At 58.8% G+C, this 18,590-nt stretch carries 17 protein-coding genes; 5 read left to right on the top strand and 12 right to left on the bottom strand.

Annotated features, from left to right (window positions below):
* Positions 1 to 44: 44 nt before the first annotated feature.
* The 12 genes from FHT78_RS06620 to FHT78_RS06565 form a co-directional block, all read right to left on the bottom strand.
* The gene (locus FHT78_RS06620) at positions 45 to 245 is read right to left on the bottom strand and encodes a hypothetical protein (protein ID WP_183741758.1); all 201 of its coding nucleotides are present in this window, start codon (positions 243 to 245) and stop codon (positions 45 to 47) included.
* Between the two features lie 381 nt (positions 246 to 626).
* On the bottom strand, positions 627 to 830 hold the full coding sequence (locus FHT78_RS06615; protein ID WP_183741756.1) for a hypothetical protein: 204 nt from the start codon (positions 828 to 830) through the stop codon (positions 627 to 629).
* A gap of 283 nt (positions 831 to 1,113) precedes the next feature.
* The gene (locus FHT78_RS06610; protein ID WP_183741754.1) at positions 1,114 to 1,452 is read right to left on the bottom strand and encodes a PRC-barrel domain containing protein; all 339 of its coding nucleotides are present in this window, start codon (positions 1,450 to 1,452) and stop codon (positions 1,114 to 1,116) included.
* A gap of 342 nt (positions 1,453 to 1,794) precedes the next feature.
* A complete protein-coding gene (locus tag FHT78_RS06605) occupies positions 1,795 to 3,012 on the bottom strand; it encodes an Nramp family divalent metal transporter (protein WP_183741752.1) in 1,218 nt (405 codons plus the stop codon).
* Between the two features lie 181 nt (positions 3,013 to 3,193).
* The gene (locus FHT78_RS06600; protein WP_183741750.1) at positions 3,194 to 3,958 is read right to left on the bottom strand and encodes a TIGR04290 family methyltransferase; all 765 of its coding nucleotides are present in this window, start codon (positions 3,956 to 3,958) and stop codon (positions 3,194 to 3,196) included.
* 37 nt (positions 3,959 to 3,995) lie between these two features.
* Positions 3,996 to 5,051, bottom strand: coding sequence for a UDP-glucuronic acid decarboxylase family protein (locus FHT78_RS06595; protein WP_183741748.1), 1,056 nt, complete (start codon positions 5,049 to 5,051; stop codon positions 3,996 to 3,998).
* Between the two features lie 10 nt (positions 5,052 to 5,061).
* A complete protein-coding gene (locus tag FHT78_RS06590; RefSeq protein ID WP_183741746.1) occupies positions 5,062 to 6,177 on the bottom strand; it encodes a glycosyltransferase in 1,116 nt (371 codons plus the stop codon).
* The gene (locus tag FHT78_RS06585) at positions 6,174 to 7,262 is read right to left on the bottom strand and encodes a glycosyltransferase (RefSeq protein WP_183741744.1); all 1,089 of its coding nucleotides are present in this window, start codon (positions 7,260 to 7,262) and stop codon (positions 6,174 to 6,176) included. The genes FHT78_RS06590 and FHT78_RS06585 overlap by 4 nt, the downstream gene beginning before the upstream one ends.
* On the bottom strand, positions 7,259 to 8,389 hold the full coding sequence (locus tag FHT78_RS06580) for a glycosyltransferase (protein WP_183741742.1): 1,131 nt from the start codon (positions 8,387 to 8,389) through the stop codon (positions 7,259 to 7,261). The genes FHT78_RS06585 and FHT78_RS06580 overlap by 4 nt, the downstream gene beginning before the upstream one ends.
* Entirely contained in the window at positions 8,386 to 9,465 is a 1,080-nt protein-coding gene (locus FHT78_RS06575; protein WP_183741740.1) for a glycosyltransferase family 4 protein, read from the bottom strand. Before FHT78_RS06575 ends, FHT78_RS06580 begins: the two co-directional genes overlap by 4 nt.
* Before the next feature lie 23 nt (positions 9,466 to 9,488).
* Positions 9,489 to 11,531: an NAD-dependent epimerase/dehydratase family protein gene (locus FHT78_RS06570; protein ID WP_183741738.1), complete on the bottom strand. Its 2,043-nt coding sequence runs from the start codon at positions 11,529 to 11,531 to the stop codon at positions 9,489 to 9,491.
* Positions 11,528 to 12,634 carry an NAD-dependent epimerase/dehydratase family protein gene (locus tag FHT78_RS06565; RefSeq protein WP_183741736.1) on the bottom strand — a complete coding sequence of 369 codons (1,107 nt, stop codon included), beginning with the start codon at positions 12,632 to 12,634 and terminating at the stop codon, positions 11,528 to 11,530. Before FHT78_RS06565 ends, FHT78_RS06570 begins: the two co-directional genes overlap by 4 nt.
* A 263-nt stretch (positions 12,635 to 12,897) precedes the next feature.
* On the opposite strand from FHT78_RS06565, the gene FHT78_RS06560 reads away from it, so the two are divergent.
* The 5 genes from FHT78_RS06560 to FHT78_RS06540 all read left to right on the top strand — a co-directional run bounded on the left by FHT78_RS06560 (position 12,898) and on the right by FHT78_RS06540 (position 18,580).
* A complete protein-coding gene (locus FHT78_RS06560) occupies positions 12,898 to 13,887 on the top strand; it encodes a zinc-binding dehydrogenase (protein ID WP_183741877.1) in 990 nt (329 codons plus the stop codon).
* A gap of 5 nt (positions 13,888 to 13,892) precedes the next feature.
* Positions 13,893 to 14,927, top strand: a complete 1,035-nt coding sequence (locus FHT78_RS06555; protein WP_348644719.1) for a Gfo/Idh/MocA family oxidoreductase — start codon at positions 13,893 to 13,895, stop codon at positions 14,925 to 14,927.
* Positions 14,928 to 14,957: 30 nt separating this feature from the next.
* Entirely contained in the window at positions 14,958 to 15,275 is a 318-nt protein-coding gene (locus FHT78_RS29265; protein ID WP_246715112.1) for a helix-hairpin-helix domain-containing protein, read from the top strand.
* Between the two features lie 111 nt (positions 15,276 to 15,386).
* Positions 15,387 to 15,947 carry a DUF1003 domain-containing protein gene (locus tag FHT78_RS06545; RefSeq protein WP_183741732.1) on the top strand — a complete coding sequence of 187 codons (561 nt, stop codon included), beginning with the start codon at positions 15,387 to 15,389 and terminating at the stop codon, positions 15,945 to 15,947.
* 233 nt (positions 15,948 to 16,180) lie between these two features.
* Positions 16,181 to 18,580 (top strand): FdhF/YdeP family oxidoreductase, encoded by a 2,400-nt coding sequence (locus FHT78_RS06540; protein ID WP_183741731.1) that lies wholly within the window; start codon positions 16,181 to 16,183, stop codon positions 18,578 to 18,580.
* The last annotated feature ends 10 nt before the right edge of the window (positions 18,581 to 18,590 follow it).

Below are 18,590 nucleotides of genomic sequence, written 5' to 3'. Positions count from 1 at the left end.
AACGGCCATCCAAATAGCCAAATCGACGACCTGCTGCCGTGGACTTATGCCGCAAGGAACGAACTCAAAGACGTGGCCTGAAAACAGCGCTTACGCTCCTCCGCGTAAGCGTCGAGGAGCTTCTCCATAAGCGTCGCGGCTTCCATCGCCGCCAGGATCGAGGCGATCCGGCCGTGGACTTCCAAGGTGGCCGGCTGGTGGCCAGGCGCCTTGCCGATGACGACCTTCTGGATGAATTGACGCACGATGTTGATGAGGGCTGATTCGCCTCGGATCGGCGTGCTCGCGGATCTGGTAGGAAACCGAATTTATGATCAGCTCCACGGCTTCCGGGCTGACATCCGCCTTCAATTTGCGGACCTTCTCCTCGAATCTTCCTCTTCTGGCAGGGATTGCCGCAGATCGCCTTCAACGCCGGCGCGGCGTTCCGAGCATCTCCTTAACGCGACCATCATGGACCGGCGTTTGATGAAGCATGCCTAAGCGGAAGTTGATTGCGGGTGGCCAGAGAAAGAACCGATTCCCTATTCTGTCTTTCAGACAAACTGCATATAGAGCACAAAGCTTCGGGAATACGTCGCCTGTGACGCTACATTGTCTCAGAAGTACCGCCTACAAAACTATTATCATTTGACAATAGGCGTACTGGCAAAGGGATTGAGGCGATCCGGGAAGCCATTTGTCGCTGCGAAGAGCTCGGTGTAGGCGTAAGCCACGCCGAGCGACGCGACCAGGATTGCCAATAACGTCCAGCAAACCGCTCGCCTTCGATTGAGCTGATGAGGTGTGGTGCGTAAGTCCAGGTCTTGATTGTCAGAGGCGGTGGGCATTCGGGTTCCTCCAGGTCGTGCAAGATCAACTCGACAGGAGCCAACAGGTTCCGGCATGGGACTTCAGTCCGAAACCCTCATGGGATGGGCGCGGCAATTCGTGCTCTTACTCTTTGTCAATAATACCGCTACGGCGTCTTATCCAATCGACATCGCCTTCTATTGCGGCGTCGCTGCGCCCGACGATGCCGGCGCGCGCAAGGGTGTGCGACGAGATCCTTCGTATCGTCATAGCGTCCGAAACACAAATACAGCCATCAGGCACTTGCGTTCCCAGGTGTTTTTAAGGCGCCGGCTCGGTGATTGCGGACGAGCGACGAGGCGGTTTCAGCTGTAGCGGGTCGCAAAGCAATTTTGGTGAAGCTGCGTTTGAAAGATCAAGTTGCTCCCAGGGAACAGCCAGTCCTTCGCCTGAGCGAAGGCCGGCAGCTCCGAGGACTGCGCGAGCGAATGAAGAAGAAGCCAGGCGCTCAAGAAGCGCAAAGGTTCCGAGGTGACATTCGACGATGAAGAGTTCGTCGCCATGCGCTTCTGCGACAACTTCCTCGATGCGTCCCACTACCTCGTTGTCCGGTCCTAATACCCGTGTGCCCAGCAGATCTTGGAGAAATAGCTCACTCATGACAGCCCGCCTGGAATCCGGCTTAGAACGCTTCGACGAAGCCACTGCTGCCAACGCTCTAGCGGCAATTCCTGGTGATCGACATTAACGGTAATCTCGGCACCGGTCTCGGAGACGTGAGACCAGTCGAGTCGACATCCCCCACCTCGATTGCGAGCGAGCGTTCGAAGACCAACGCCTGTCAATAGCCGCCTGACAAGCGTCGACCACCCGAGCTCGATCGCCTTGACTTTCAGTCGCCCGAGCTCGTCGAGGTGCAGAACGATTCCGTCCGCCCTTCCGATGCGAATCCTTGCCTTGTCGACGAGCTGCTTGTCGAGAACATCTCGCACGAGGTGCACGTCAGCCTCCCCAAATTTGCAGCGGTACAGTGATGATCGCGAGAGCGAAGGCCAGCCCCACGATGAACAGGACAACGGCGTTGCCTACCCAGCCATTCGTATGGTCGCCGACATAAGCCTCGTCATTCATCAGGAAGAGAAATGGTATAACGCCGAGAGGTAGGCTCATAGCGGCGATCGCCATGGAAAAGATGGTGACCCGCAAGGGATCGACACCGGCGGCGATGGGAATGACGGCGATAGCGATGGCGATCGTGTAGACGAGGCTGAAAGCAGGATCCGTTTTCGGCTTTGCGTCCTCTGACCAGTTCCAGCCAAAACCCTGGGCGGTGATATAGGCCTGAGCAAGGCTCAGCTCCAGAGCGGCACCGAAACAGGTGATCAGAAGCGAGAGAGAAAAGATGTAGATACCCCAGGTCCCGAGTGCTGGGGTCAGGATTATTGCGATCTGCCCGTAGTCTTCGATGTCATCGATGCCGCGGGCAGGGTAAACCATGGCGGCGAGGACGATGATGGCGACGGAGAGGGCACCTCCAAACGCTGTGCCTAATGTCGCGGTAATCCTGTTTATTCCAAAATACGACTTGTCCCATTTTTCTTCGATGGCCCCGGACGAATAGAAGAAGAATAGATAGCTGGAGATCGTGGCTCCGAGGATGCTGACCGCGATAAAGGCGTAATGCGCTCCGCCCTTGTCGGGAACAGACGGGAATGCGCCTCTCGCCACTTCGTGCCATGGCGGTCCCATGACGAACACGGCGACCACGAAGGAGAGCGCGATCAATCCGAGCGATGATACTCCCTTCTCGATCACTCCGAACGTGCCACGCCACAGCAGCAGCCAGGCGGCGAAGGCAACGGGCAACGCCCACCATTGAAAGCTCCACCCGGTCAGAAACTGAAGGCCGAGCGCCACACCGCCGATTTCGGCGGCCAGAACCATCAGATTCACGACGGAAATCACGAAGATGACGAGGATGAAGAAATTGGAGCCGAACCGATCTCGCACGCCATCGACGATCGTATAGTGACTGGCGATGGCGAAGCGCCCCGCCATCTCCAGGAGAAAGATTAGACATCCGGTTCCGAGGATGACAGCCCAAATGAGGGCGAAGCCATACGCCGCTCCTGCCTGGGCGGAGGTCGCAATCGACCCCGTCTCCAGAAAACCGCCTACGCTGGTGACGACCCCAAGCGAGACCTCGAGCAATTTCTTCATAGCGTCCCCGTTGCGGGATCAAGATCGTTCCGCATCCGCCTGAGGGCCGAGATGACGCGCGTGCCTTGAGGCGACCGGCAAAGAGTAACGCGAATCTCGGCCTCGCTGTTCCTTTGGCAGCTGTTTCCTTATTGGAAAGAAGCGGAGTTCGGCCCAGCAAGCAGATTGAAGATATCGTCGTCTATTGTGTTGCAAATGACGGCGGCGGCTCGACCGCATAATGACGTTGGCTCCGGCGGCATAGATAAACCTCGCGTTCCGGATGATCGTCGATCCGGAAGCCGGCGCTGCGCAGCATCGCCTCGACGGCCGCCTTGTTCGGGATGAACCAGTTGGTGGGATCGGACGCATAGCGTTCCTCGACGAAGAAGAGCTTTGGATATTCCGGCTGGTCGAAGATGCTCCATTCAGAGAAGTTGTAGTCTTCCCTAAGGTCTGGAATTCGCTCGTCACCGCGCTGCAGGCACTGAAACAGCATCATGTCGCCGACAGCGTATTCATAAAGGAGATCAAGCGCGAGGAGTGGATGGCGCAGGTGATAGAGCACACCCATGAAGATCACTAGGTCGAATTTCTCCCCCAGTCGAGCGACATCATAGACCGACATCTCCCGGAACTCGATTTCCATTCCGGCCTGTTCCGCCGCAAAACGTGCCTGGGCCAGATAGTGCGGATCGGAATCGATGCCGACCACACGGGCGGCGTTGCGCCGCTTCATTTCGAGTGCATAGAAGCCTGCATTGCAGCCGACGTCGAGCACGCTGAGGCCTCCAAGATCGGGGGGAAGCACGTGCTGAAAACCCTTCCACTTGAAGGTAGGGTAATCTCCGAGGAAATGATCGGGTGCGGTCAAGTGGCCCTTGATATTCAAATTCTGAAACCACGGCCCAAGCTCCTCAATCCGCCGCTGCAGATCCTCCTGCTTCATCGGGCGTGCAACATCCATATCCATTCTCCTTCATCACCGATGCGGCTCTCGGCCCTCATGCGCGGAGCGAGGTGCCTCCGGCTTTTGCAGGCCGCAGCAAGCTGGAGCGCCGAGCGATCTGCGCGCTATCGTAACGTCCATCAGGGCGCATTGATGCGGTGAACCAATCGGCCGTCAGGCGAAGACCTTCGGCAAGTGAAACAGTTGGTTGCCAGCCGAGAAGTTCTTTTGCCCGCGATATATCCGGCCGTCTGCGCTGAGGATCGTCTTGCGGCAGCGGCTTGTGGACGACAGCCGATGCCGAGGGCACAATCGTCATCACGATGTCGACGAGCTGGTTGATCGTAAATTCGCCGGGATTGCCGAGATTGACCGGAACGCCGGGATTGGGATCCACATCCATCAATGCCACGAGGCCCGAGACCAGATCGCTGACAAAGCAGAAGGAGCGCGTCTGGTCACCGCTTCCGTAAATCGTAAGTGGCGCGCCGGAGAGCGTTTGTACGAGAAGATTGGAAATGATCCGTCCGTCGCTCGGTTGCATGCGCGGACCATAAGTGTTGAATATGCGGGCAACGCGTGCATCCGCCCTGCCGGCCCGAAGCATGTCGAAGCAGAGCGCCTCCGCTGCCCGTTTGCCTTCGTCATAGCAGGCGCGCGGACCGGTACAATTAACATTGCCGCGATAGTCCTCGGTTTGTGGATGTTGCACCGGGTCGCCGTAGACTTCGCTCGTTGATGCCTGCAGGAAAGAGGCACGGTATTGTTCGGCCAGCGAAAGCAGATTCCCCGTGCCTGCAACGCAGGTCATCATCGTGTGCACTGGGTCTGCTTGATATTGGGGAGGTGAGGCTGCGCAGGCCAGGTTGTAGATCTGGTTCACAGGCTCGTCGAGACTTTTCAGATGGCAAATATCTTTCTCGATCAAACGGAATTTCGGATGGTTGATCAGCGGCCGGACATTGTCTTCCGATCCGGTGATATAGCTGTCAACGCAGATCACCCTGTCACCGCGTGCCAGCAGCGCGTCGCATAAATGCGAACCGACGAAACCGGCTCCTCCGGCAACAAGCACAGTGTTCACTCTTCCGTTTCGTGTCCTTTGCAGCATTATGCCTCTCCTAGGCTGAAATGGGTTGAGGGGTGGATCGGGTGTCTCTCATCCCTTCCGGCAATTCACCAAGCGCGGAGACGAGTTCTTGAGCCCGCACCTTGCCGGTGTGGCGTTGCATGACCTTCGCCTGAGCGGCGGATGCCAATGCGCGGAGTTCGGCCGAATTCAGCCTCGTGAGGGCCTCGACCACATCTTCCGATCGACGAGCGACGATGATCGCCTCGTTCTCAGTAAAAAACTCATCGAGCCCGCGCCAAGCGTCGCTGATGATCGGCGTACCACAGGCTGCCGCCTCGAATAGCCGCACACTCGGTGACCAGCCGGCGGCGATCATATCGCTTCGGGTAACGTTCAGCGTAAACCGCTGTCGGCTGTAGAAACTGGCATGATCGGCAGGAGGCAGATGCTCGATCCGCTCGACGTTTGATGGCCAGGCGATGTGTTCGGGGTATTGCGGGCCGGCAACTGCAAAGCAGAGATGCGGTAGCCGCCTGGCCGGCTCAATCAGCAGCCGCTCGAGCGTCGGCTGTCGGTCGGGGCTATAGGTGCCGAGATAGCCCAAGTCCCAGTGGAAAGCTTCGCCAGTTGCTCGGTACCGGCTCGCATCAACGGAGCAATAGAGCGCCAGCGCCTTGCGAGCGCCGTAGCAGCGTTCAAGTTTGGCCAAAACGTCTCCGCCCGAAAACGAGAAATAGGTATCGAAGACCGGAAGTTGCTGGCGCGTCAGATATTCCTCATCATTGCGATCGAGCTTTGCGAGCGTGACTGGGGTGTCGATGTCGTAAAAGCATAGTCGGCGTGGCTGGAGGGCTGCGACCGCGTCGATAACCGTGACCCCCGATGGGACATACGATCCCACGATTACGGCGTCTGCTGCTTTGATCAGACCTGCATGGTTTTCGATCATCTCGCCAATGTCGTTGTAGTAGATGAGCCGGCAGAAGTCGGGCTTGGGCAGGTCGCGATTCGAAGCGTACCAGGGCACGTCTCTCTCAAGGAAGGACACTCTATGTCCCTCCGCGTTCAATCCGCGAATGAGCGCGCGGTATGTGGTTGCGTGGCCATTGCCCCAGGACGATGACAGCGACAGGCCGAAGATGACAATATTAAGCGATCCGGTCATTCGGCCGCCTCCATTCGTGCGGCACCTGCGCGGAAGATGGCATCGGCTGTCGTGGCACGATGCGCGTAAGTATGTTCCTCGAGCACACGTCTCAGCGCCTGCTGTCCTATCTCCTTGGCCCGCTGCCTTGTCAGGCCGGCTAAAAGTTGGGCGACATCCTGTCCGTCGCGTGCCACCAGTATTTCGTCACCAGGCTTGAGAAAGAGATCGATGCCGTCCCAATGGTCAGTAATTAGGCAGGCACCGGCTCCGGCAGCCTCAAAAATCCGGGTTGCTGGCGAAAAGCCGTTTTCTGCCATGCTGGACCGCGAAATGTTGAGCACCGCCTTCGGCGTCGCGTTGAAGGCATTGTGGTCGCCGGTCGGGACGTGGCCGAGATGGGTGACGTTCGAAGGCAGCGGTTTGTCGCTCCAGCCTGAACCGCCGAGCAGAAACCTTTGCTGCGGCAAGTGGGCCGCCGGCTCCAGAAAGAACTGTTCGACCCGTGCTTCCCGATCGGGCAGACGGTTGCCGAGAAAAGCGAGCTCTGCAGCAAAGCGAGCCTCTTTTTCCACCGGGTGATGAGTTTCGGGATCAAGCGCGTTATAGATTGGTATGCAATCCGCCGCCCCAAGGCTGCGATAGGCGTCGATTACCGGATCGCCGCCGCCATAGGTAAGGACAAGATCGATCTTTGCCAATGATCTGCGAAGCGGGTGCTCGGGGCTCTGTCGCAGCTCGGAAAGCGTTGCAGGCGCATCCACGTCCCAAAAGATCTTCAAGGCGCCTTGCCTGGCGTGGCGAAGAATCTCCTGCAGAAGGAGATCGTCCTCGAAACCCACACCGCTTGCTTTGACGACGATGTCCGCATCGACCGCCGCCGCCGTCGCCGCCTTCAGTGCTTCGGCCGTGCCTGGGTAAACCACCACCTTGCACCATTCAGGTGGATCGATGTCGCGATTCTTTTGCCGGTCATAGACGTCGGGCTCGTAAAAGGTGATGTCGTAGCCCTTCTGAGCTAATGCGCGTAGCAAGCCGCGATAGTAGGTTGCGGCTCCATTCCAGTAGGCGGAAACCAAGCTTGATCCATAAAACGCGATCTTCATTCGGCGGCCTCCTTTGCAGGCAGCTGGCTGACGACGCGTGCGGTGCCGCATTGTCCCAGAATGGCGAATAGTTCATCGACACGATGCCGGCAGGTATGTCGCGCCCGGATTGTTTCGAGACCAGACGCGATAAGGGCAGCCGAAAGGGCATTGTCGGCCAGCACATCGCGTAACAGGCGCGTCATCTCCTGGCCGTTTCCGGCGACGAGATAGTCTCTGCCCGGCCTGAAAAGGGCCTCGGCATCGTCCCAAGGAGCGCAGATCAGCGGAATGCCGCAGGCAAGAGCCTCGAAAACGCGGATCGTCGGAATGCCGGGAAGGTTTTCGACGTAGGGCCGTCGTGGAATATGCAGCGTGACTCTGTGGTCAGCGAAAGCGAGCGGCACCTCGGCATTGGCGATCCAGCCGCCATAGGCGATCCCCGCGTCCTGCAGGGCGTCGAGCGCCTGCTTAGGGTAGCGTACGCCGCGCACGGTCGTTTTGAGCGCGAGATCACGAGCGGGGCGGACGAGGAATTCTGCGATCTCGGAGGAGCGCTCGTCGTCGCCCCAATTGCCGATCCAGATAAGATCACCTGTCGGGGTGACCTCCGGCCTCGGGCGAAATAGCGCCTCGTCAGCAGCCTCATGCCAGGTGTAGACTGACCTGCCCCAGCCAGCCTGCAGGTAGCGCTGCCGCAGCGTTTCACCGAAGGCCAATACACCATCGTAATCCTCAAGTGTCAGCCCAGCGATGTCGCCCTTTGCCGAGACTGCTCGGTGATGCGTGTCATGGAACAACAGCGTAAAGCCGGCGCCGTTGCGCCGCGCGCGACCGATCCGCTCTACCAGCGCCGGTTCAGTCCACTCGTGAACGATAACGACATCGGCATTGGCGATAGCGGTTTCATGATCGAATTGCTCTCCGTAGATTTGCGACCGCAGTTGCGGGAACGCGGTGTGGAATTTTTTAACGGCCTGCGCTCCTTGGTCACTCAATAGATTGCAGCGACTCCAGGAGTCTTCAGGTTCTAGCGCCAGTGCCTGGTGATGCCGGCGGGTCAGCTCCCGCATCACGCCTCGCAGGAAATGCGCATTGCCATGGTTCCAATCGGAAACCAGCGAATGAGTGTAAAACAGGAATCTCATGATTGCTCCGCGGCTGCCAGATTGAAGGTGCGGTCCATCAGATGCGCGTGTGTATCGAGCACAGATGTCGCCTGCCTTTTCAGATTGAACATGCACGCCCGCGCGAGCGACCTTGCCACCAGCTCTTTGCGTAGCTCCGCGTCGCCGCTGAGGCGCGCGCAAGCAGATGCCAGGGACATCGGATCGTAAGGATCGAAGAACAGCGCGCATCCGTCCCATAGCTCGCGATAGGTGGGAATATCCGACAGCACCAATGCTGCCCCGCATCGCGCTGCTTCCAGAGCAGTCAAGCCGAAGGGCTCGTAAATGGATGGCGACACGACGATTTGCGCGCATTGCATCATGGCAACGACCTTGGAATGCGACAGCGGACCACGGTCGTCGGCGTTGCTGAATTGCAGTCTCTGGCCATTGGGGCCAAGGCAGGAGCCCGCGGTGATCACGGGCTGGGACATCACCGCAGCTGCTTTGTCGAGAACTGCGCCGTTTTTGCCCTCATCCCACCAGCGTCCAGCTGCGAAGACGAAGGTCTTCTTTGGATGCGAATCGGCCCCGACCCGGCTGGTGTTATAAACCACCCTGAGCCGCGGAATGGGGCCGTAGGCGACTTGCAGTGCATTGGCATGGCTCTCGCTTGGCGAGAGCACGGCATCTGCGCGGTCGAAGCCTTCCCGGTTCACATCGTGTTGCCAGGCCCAGTCCGGTGACACCGGCGTTCCGCGCACGGCGGCAAACCATGTGACGACACAGGAATGGGAAACGACGACGATGGGCAGCTGCGTATCGATCCCCGCTGCCTGCGACGGCAGGTTGAGATGTAGCAGATCGACCTCGTGTTCTTCGGCGATCCGAACAATTTCGGCCGGAGCGGCGGCTATCTCGACCCTATTCGCGGCCATCCAATCGAGAGGGGCATCAAGCCACACCAACTTTCCCAGCGCTTTCGCTTCATTGATCTGTATTGCTGACGGTGCAGGCCCCAAGCCTGCGAAGACAATTTCGGTTCCTTCACACCGAAGGCCGGCCGCGAGATCCATCGCGTAGCGCCAGACCCCACCGACAGCATCGACGGTCATTAGTATCCGAGTGCGCCGAGCGATCATGCCGAAACCTTTCGATCGTGGCGCAGAACAGGCCGGCCGCCGAAACGGTTCTCGACAAGCCATTCCGCCAGGTGCTGCAGTCCGCTCTTCCAGCCGACACGTGCGCTCCAGCCCAGTGCGCTCTCCAATCTGCGTGTGTCTGCGACGAAGAAATATTGGTCGCCGGCCCGCCAGTCGCCGAAGGAGGTCTCGACTGGACGCCCCAGCAGCCGGCCAATCTCGCGCAGGACCGCCAGGAGACTGACGGCGTTTGCCGGGCCACCTCCAAGGTTGAAGGCGCTGCCCCTGACCCTATCGATGCCGTTGAGCAAGGCGCGATAGGCGGCAACCGCATCCGCGACGTGAAGAATATCGCGGACTTGCTTGCCGTCGCCGTAGATAGAAACGGGCTCGCCAGCCAGCGCCCGGATCAGGAAATGCGCCACCCAGCCCTGGTCTTCGGTACCGAACTGGCGTGGACCGAAGATACAGCTCATGCGCAGCACGGCGGTTGGAATATCGAAGGATTTCGCATAATCCAGCACATACTGATCAGCCACGCCCTTGGAGCAGCCATAGGGGGTGCAGAAATCGAGCGGCCGGTTTTCGCCGATGCCAAATGTCCGGATGGTTTCGTCCACCGGCATATAGCGATCTTCGAACTCGCGCATGGCAAGGTCCTCAAGCCCCCCATAGACCTTGTTGGTGCTGGCAAAGATCACGGGCGCGCGGCGTCCCGCCTTCCGTACCGATTCCAGAACGTTGATCGTGCCCCTTGCGTTCGCCTCGAAATCGTCGACAGGATGGATGAGGCTCGTCGTGACCGCGGTCTGGGCGGCGAAATGAAACACTGCCTTGGCATCGGCAAATGCTGCTTCGATGCTTCTGGCGTCTCGCACGTCGGCAAGCACCGGATGCACCCTTGCCCCATGCCGTTCTGTCAGCCAGCCGAGGTTCTGATCGACGCCGGATCGCCCGAGATTGTCGAGAACGACCACGTCTTCACCGTCCTGAAGGTAGCTGTCGGCGAGATTGGAGCCGATGAAGCCGCAGCCTCCGGTAATGACGATCGGGGCAGCTCCCTTGGCGAGGTTGGGAGCCGCAAGCCGTGCGACCTGCTTCAGCCGGTCGACGCCGCCTTCCAAGAGCAGCCGCGCAAGCAGTTTCGGCTGGTTGTCATGCGTGACGGCTCCGAGGTGATAGTGCCGGGGATCGAACCACAGTCCTTCCTGCACCGCGACATGCGGCGGTACGTCGCGCCAGGAATACCAGTACATCCGGTCGGCCGGCACGCTCAAAGCTTTCACGAAACGCCGTGCCTGTTCCATCTCGTCGTTGCGCCAGGTCGAATAACCGGTTTCGGTAATCCAGATCCCGGCGTCGTCATTGAAACGATCGATAATCTTTCGCATCTCGCCAAGATGCATGTCCCAGCCGCCCCAGGTGCCTTCCTCGCTGTCCCATGTGCCGGGGAAACCGTGGAAGCCAACGGCATCGACGACACCCAGTACCCCGCGCTCGCCCATCAGGTTGAGCCAATAGGGATCGAACGGGCACGGGCCACCGAGCACCGGTTTCCAGCCGCGATGCTTGGCCCAGTAGGCGGCGCCGCCAACCATCTCGCAGAAGAGCAGGAAGTCCTTATCCTCTCGCCAGTCCCAGTCGAGCAGGTTGTTAGGCTCGTTCCACAATTCGATATGGCTGAAATATCGGCCGTATCGGGTGAGTACATGGTCGACGAAATCAGCATATGATTTGAGGTCGGCCGGTGCACCCGAAGATCGTCCCGTCCGGGACAAGGACGGCGGCGTATAGTGAATGCAAGGAAGGAGATCGATTTCGCGCCCGAGCTTCGGAATTAGCCAATCGAACCAGGCTTCGCCGCCGGGCGCAAGATATTCAGCCCATGAAAGATGCGTCCGCAGATAACTTGCGCCGCTCGATCTGACGTCTGCGAGCGTCTGCAAGGTCCGCTCGTGTTCACCTGGGCGGAACCACTCCACGAATCCATAGGTTCTCAGGGACGTTTCGGTTCTGGCGGTCAATCCGGACACGGTCATGACACCAGCCCTCTTTCTTCCAACTGCCGTTTCATCTCCGCCCCACGGTCGACCGCCCCGGTATGTCTCACCCAGTCGACGAAAGGTTCCAGAGAGCTTTCCAGTTTGAAGCGCGGCTCGAAACCAAGCAGCTCTCGCGCCTTGGAAATGTCTGCGAAGCAGTTGCGGATATCGCCCGACCGGGCCCTGTGCATGATCTCGGGCCGTATTTCCGGCACCCCCATGGCCTCAGCAAGAAGCATCGCTACTTCAGCAATGGTGTAGGCTTGGCCGCTACCGATGTTGATCACATGTCCTGATGCATTGGTTTTTTCGAGTGCGAGACGGAAGGCGCGGGCCACATCGCGCACATGCACGAAGTCTCGTCGCTGCTCACCGTCTTCGAAGATCATCGGCGGCTGGCCATTAGCAAGCCTGGAGGCAAAATTCGCCAGCACGCCGGTGTAGGGATTGGACAAGGCCTGACCGGCGCCGAACACGTTGAAGAGGCGCAGTGCCACTGCGTCGACTTCGTAGGCATCCCCGAAGATCAAAACCTGTTTTTCCTGCGCGTATTTCGTCAGAGCGTAGATCGAGGCGAGATCGACAGGTTTCTCCTCGTCCGTGGCGACGGGTCTCAAAGTCTTGCCGTCATCGCCGAGCAGATTCCATTGGCCGGCCTTGATGCGATCACTCTTGCGCCTAACCACATCGAGCAGCGTGCCGTCTGCTGCCCGATAGCGGCCCTCGCCGTAGACGCTCATCGACGAAGCGACGACGATGCGTTTTGGCCGGCGGCCGATCATCGCTTCCAGAAGGACAGCTGTGCCGAGATCATTGCTGCCGACATATCGGGCAATTTCATACATGGATTGTCCGACGCCAACCTCTGCGGCAAGATGGATGACGCCATCGACGCCCGAAAGTGCCCGCTCGACCGTGGTCTTGTCCCTGATGTCGCCGCGCAAGAGTTCGGCAGCCTCCGGCAATGACGCTTCAGCATCGCCGTGAACCTGGTCAATCAATGCGTCGAGGACCCGCACGCCATAGCCGTTTTCGAGAAGTTCCTCGACGACATGCCTTCCGATGAAGCCGCAGCCGCCAGTCACAAGGATCATTGCCATCAGATTTCCGTCCGCTCAGGTTGAAGATGACCTGCCGAACGAAGCTCGGCGGAGATTGTTCCTGGTTCAATGACATCTTCTTTGACATGTTCTTTGATATCATCCGGAACATCTGGCGGCGTCGTTGGTTAGATGGCTAATTCTTCGGCGAAATATTTCTCGAAGATTGGGGCGACAAGGTCATCGGGCAGGATGGCCGGAACAAGCGCATGTCCCGCAGCAACGACGCCATCACCGACAATGTTCCACCGGAGGAGCAGTTCATGAATATGTTGCCGAGAGCGTCCGAAGGGCGGATTCGGGCGGCCATCATTACCGGGCCGGGGGAGGTCTCCGTGGAGGAGAGGCCATTCCTTCAGCCTGGACCGGGGCAGGTGAGGATCAAGCTCGAAGGCTCGGGCGTATGCGCCTCCAATCTCGGGCCTTGGGCCGGGCCGGAATGGATGACCTTTCCAACAGAGCCCGGTGCCCTCGGTCACGAAGGCTGGGGGAGGGTCGACGCGCTTGGCCCTGGAGTGTCGACCTTTGGTTTAGGGGACCGTGTCGCAGCGCTTTCATACCATGCCTATGCCACCCACGACATCGCCGATGTCGAGATGCTCGTTCCGTTGCCCGCGGCACTCGATGACCAGCCCTTCCCCGGCGAGCCGCTCGGATGTGCGATCAATATATTCCGGCGTAGTGGCATCGGGCCGGGCCAGACGGTCGCTATCATCGGGATTGGATTTCTCGGCGCTCTGCTAACACAGCTTGCCAGCGGCGTTGGCGCGCGCGTCATCGCAATCTCTCGCCGCCCGTTTTCGCTGGAAATCGCCAGGCAGATGGGCGCCACAGAAACTCTGGCGATGGACGATCACTGGCGGATCATCGAGACTGTGAAACACCTGACTGGCGGTGCTTTTTGCCATTGCGTCATAGAAGCGGTCGGCAAGCAGTGGCCGCTTGACCTGGCCGGCGAACTGACTGCCGAGCGCGGCCGGCTGGTTGTGGCGGGATATCACCAGGATGGCCCCAGACAAGTCAACATGCAGCTCTGGAACTGGCGCGGGCTCGACGTGATCAATGCCCATGAACGCGACCCGAAGATCTATATCTCCGGCATGCGTGAGGCGGTAGAAGCGGTTGTGGCCGGCAAGCTCGACCCGTCACGGCTTTATACGCACGTCTATCCGCTCGAAGGGCTGGGCGAGGCGCTCGACGCCACCCGCGACAGGCCCGATGGCTTTCTCAAAGCGCTGGTGACGTATAAATGAACACGATGACGGACAAGCGTTTCATTCAGACGAGCGTGAAGCCCGTCAGGCTTGGCTTTCTCGGTGTCGGCTGGATCGGCCGGAACCGAATGGAAGCGATCCTCCGGTCAAACCGGGCAGAAGCTGTCGCCATCGCCGATCCCTCTGAGGAGAGGGCGTGCGAAGCGCTTGGCCTCGCCCCTGATGCGAAAATTGTCGCCGATCTCGACGCGCTCTTGTCCCTTGATCTTGATGGCATCGTCATTGCAACTCCGAGCGCCCTGCACGCGGAGCAGTCGGTAAGAGCCCTGCAGACCGGCGTTGCGGTGTTCTGCCAGAAGCCGCTCGGCCGATCCGCGATGGAAGCGGCGGCAGTCGTGGCAGCGGCCAGATCAGCCAACAGGTTTTTGGGAGTCGATTTATCCTATCGTTATACCGAAGGCATGCAGCGTATCCGCGATCTCATCAGACATGGAGAGCTAGGCAAGGTCTTCGCCACCGATCTCGTCTTTCACAATGCCTATGGCCCTGACAAATCCTGGTTCTACGACAAATCGCTGTCGGGTGGAGGATGCATGATCGACCTCGGCGTTCATGTCATCGACATGGCGCTCTGGTGTCTCGATTTTCCTCAAGTGACTGAGATCGACAGTACTCTGATGAAAGCGGGCGAGCCTATCGATAAGCTGGAGGACGTTGAAGATTTTGCTGTCGCCACGCTCACCTTGGCAAATGGTGCTGTCATCCGGCTTACGTGCTCCTGGCGACTGCAGGCGGGGTGTGATGCCGTGATCAGCGCCGATTTCTTCGGAACAGCAGGGGGCGCATCTTTCAAGAACGTTAACGGTTCATTCTATGACTTCGCTGCTCAGCGCTTACGCGGCACTGCGGCCGAAAGTCTTGTTCAGCCGCCTGATGATTGGGGAGGGCGGGCGGCGGTGGACTGGGCGGCGCGCCTTGCCAGCGGTCAAACTTACGATCCAGCTTGCGAACGGCTTGTCGACCTCGCAAAAATTATCGATCGCATTTACGGAAGCGTAAAATTCTCAGCACGACGCTAGCTTTTGGTCCTATCTGACAGAATTGTTTTGATGTCATCGGTGAATCGACTGGAACCGTCAGGCCTTCTGGCGGTTTTGGCGTCGCAATTCATCTGCGGGATCAACATGGCCTCTCGACCAGCACGGACGACGTCGAAGCCGCGGGCAGCCTCGAGCGACATGCTCGCCCGCAGCAAGATTCCTGTCTGGATCGTAAAGGCGCTTCTTTCCAATGGCGTCAAGCGGGTCAGTAAACTGGCGGCGATGACCGACGACGAACTTCTGGCAATTCCGGGTATCGGCAAGAGGGCCGTTGAACTCATCCGGTCGGTTCTCGGTGCCTTCGATAGCAGAAGGAGCAAGAGGTAAACGGTCAAGAATTGCCTGCTCGCCGATGAAGCGGTGCTTTGTCGAAGAGATAGTCAACACGAAACTCTTCCCGTCGTGGAATGTCGGAATTGCCCAACAACGGAAGCATCAATGTCATCGCCAATATCTGATCGGCAGGTACGTAGGACTGCGAAGCGGCTCGACCGCAACATTGAGGCCCTGCTAAAGCGGCGGGAGCAAGAGGCACGGCAGTCGACCATGCAGGAGCGGGCTGTTGATGCTATTACCCGTTTCGCCGGATCCTTGGTGTTCGTCTATCTGCACCTGTTGATATTCGGGTTCTGGATCATGGCCAATCTCGACCTGCTTCCTTTCGTGCCCGCCTTCGACCCATCGCTGGTCATTCTGGCCATGGTCGCGTCTGTCGAAGCCATCTTCATTTCAACATTCGTGCTGATCAGCCAAAATCGCATGGCGGAGGCTGACGACAAGCGCGCCGATCTGAATTTGCAGATCTGCCTCCTTGCGGAGCATGAGGTGACGACGCTGTTGACCCTTGCTGCGGCTATTGCCGACAAACTCGGCGTCGAAATTGAAACGAAAGCCGAGCTTGAGGAATTGAAAGAGGAGGTGACACCGGAAGCGGTACTGGACGAAATCGAGGAGAAAGTACAGCGGCGTGGAGCCAGAAAGCCGCCGTCAACACAATGACGCTATGACCGTTGTCTTAGCATCTGCCTCATTGGAGGAAACTAGGTTGCTTGGAGCTGCGTCAGCCCGGTCGCGGAACAACCTGCCCTTTCCGGAGTTTGACAGCAGCATCGCTCGCCGCACCACGTCGTGCGTCACAAGTATTCCAGTCGGTAGTCGATCTTCTTGGCGGATTAGCAGATGCGCCAGGATGTCTGTCGAGACCGTAGATAACGCTCGGGACGTTTCAAATTATGACGCCAAAACCCAGAAAGAAACCGAAGATCGGCTTTGATAGCGGACCGGTGGGCGGATGGGGTTCAGCAAAATCGGTGGGAGAAATTCTCATCCGCGAACACATTCCGGTTTCCGGTTCTGCGCTGCTGTCACATCAGAACAAGCCGGATGGCTATATGTGCGTCAGCTGCGCCTGGGCTAAACCGGCAAAGCCCCATCCACTGGAATTCTGCGAAAACGGCGCCAAGGCCACCGCATGGGAGACGACGAGCCGACGTGCGGATCGCGCTTTCTTTGCGGCGCACTCTCTGACGGAGCTGGAAGGCTGGCGCGACCACGATCTGGAGGAGCAGGGGCGTCTTACCCATCCGATGCGATGGGATGAGGCAACGGACAAGTATGTTCCGGTCTCATGGCAGTCCGCATTCGAGGAGATCGGCCGCGAGCTGCGTGGCATTCCGCCGGAGAAGGTAGAGTTTTATACTTCCGGCCGCGCATCGCTTGAAACCTCATATATGTACCAGCTTTTCGCTCGTATCTTCGGCAGCAACAATCTGCCCGACTCTTCCAATATGTGTCACGAGAGCTCATCCGTCGCGCTGCCGGAAAGCATAGGCGCTTCCGTCGGAACGGCCGTTCTCTCCGATTTTCAAAACTGCGACTGCATTTTCTATCTTGGACAAAATGTCGGAACATCGTCGCCGCGGCTGCTTCACGATCTTCAGGATGCGGTCGACCGCGGCGTGAGGATTGTCACCTTCAATCCGCTCCGAGAACCGGGTCTCGAACGTTTCATCAATCCGCAGGCGCCGAGCCAGATGCTGACCGGGAAGGAAACGCCGATTTCCAGCGAATATTATCAGGTGAAGAATGGCGGAGATATTGCGGCTCTCTTTGGCGTCTGCAAAGCGCTGATAGAAGCCGACGATGCCCTGCACCAGCCCGGCTTCACTAGAATCTCCGGCTCTGACGCAGAACCGGACGATCCTGCCAATGCCGCCGCCGTGGCCTTCGCCGCCTCGATGCGCGCGGCCGACAGAAAACATGTCCTCGATCATGATTTCATCGCCGAACACACGTCCGGGTTCGAAGAGTTCGCTGCGGCCGCAAGGAGCTATGAATGGCGGGAGCTGGAGCAGGTATCGGGGCTCACGCGCGAGCAGATGATGCAGGCGGCCCGCACCTATGCCTCTTCCGATGCGGTCCTCATGGTTTATGGGATGGGGCTGACCCAGCATGTCATGGGCGTTCAGAACGTTCAGATGGTGGTCAACCTTGCCCTGCTGCGCGGAAATATCGGCAAGCCGGGCGCCAATATCTGCGCTGTGCGAGGCCATTCCAACGTGCAGGGCCAGCGAACGGTCGGCATTACCGAAAAGCCTGATCTTGCGCCGCTGGACAAGCTGGCGGAGCTCTATCACTTCGATCCGCCACGCTGGAAGGGCCATGGCACTGTGGATGTGTGTAAGGCCATTCGCGAAGGGGAAAGCCAGGCCTTCATCAGCCTTGGTGGCAATTTCTTGCGTGCTGCACCTGATACAGTGGCACTGGAAGCCGCGTGGCGAAAGCTGCGTCTGACCGTGCAGATTGCCACCAAGCTCAACCGGAGCCATGTCATCCACGGTGAAATCGCCTACCTGCTGCCATGCCTTGGCCGATTGGAAATTGACACGCAGGCGAGCGGCCCGCAGGCGGTCTCGATTGAAAGCTCCGTGGCGCATTTCCATGGCTCGCGCGGCAGGGCAGCACCTGCCAGTACCGAGCTGCTGTCGGAACCTGCCATTATCGCCGGGCTGGCCAAGGCAACGTTGGCCGAAAGCAGCGTGCCCTGGGATCGCTGGGTAGCAGACTATTCCGAAATCCGCGATGCGATCGAGCGGACATATCCGGAAACCTTCAAGGGATTCAACCAGCGGCTCTTTCAGCCGGGCGGCATCCCACGGCCGCTGCCGGCCAGGGAGCGCCGATGGGTGACGCCGAACGGCAAAGCGAATTTCATCACGCCGCAACGCCTGTTTCCGCAGTTCGAAAGTGTCGAGGATGAACGTGTACTCCATCTCACGACCCTGCGTTCGAACGATCAGTTCAACACCACGATCTACGGCTATAGCGATCGCTTCCGCGGTGTCGACGGTACCCGCCGTGTCGTTTTTTTGAATGCCGTTGACATCGCTCGTCTAGGCTTTGTCGATGGAGACCGCGTCGATCTGTCGACCGCGATCGAACCGGAGGCGAAGCGCATGGTCTCGGGCTTCCGGATCGTGGCCTATGACATTCCGAAAGGATGTTGCGCAGCCTATTATCCCGAAGCAAATCCGCTATTCCCGCTCAGCCATCACGACGAAAAAGCAAAAACGCCGGCATACAAGCTGCTGCCCGTGCGCCTTAGCAGATCGGAAACAGCGCCGCTCGAGTGAGTGGCGCAGG

Source organism: Rhizobium sp. BK196, assembly GCF_014193255.1.
Classification (GTDB): Bacteria; Pseudomonadota; Alphaproteobacteria; order Rhizobiales; family Rhizobiaceae; genus Rhizobium.
This window is presented reverse-complemented; position numbering and strand designations above follow the sequence as displayed.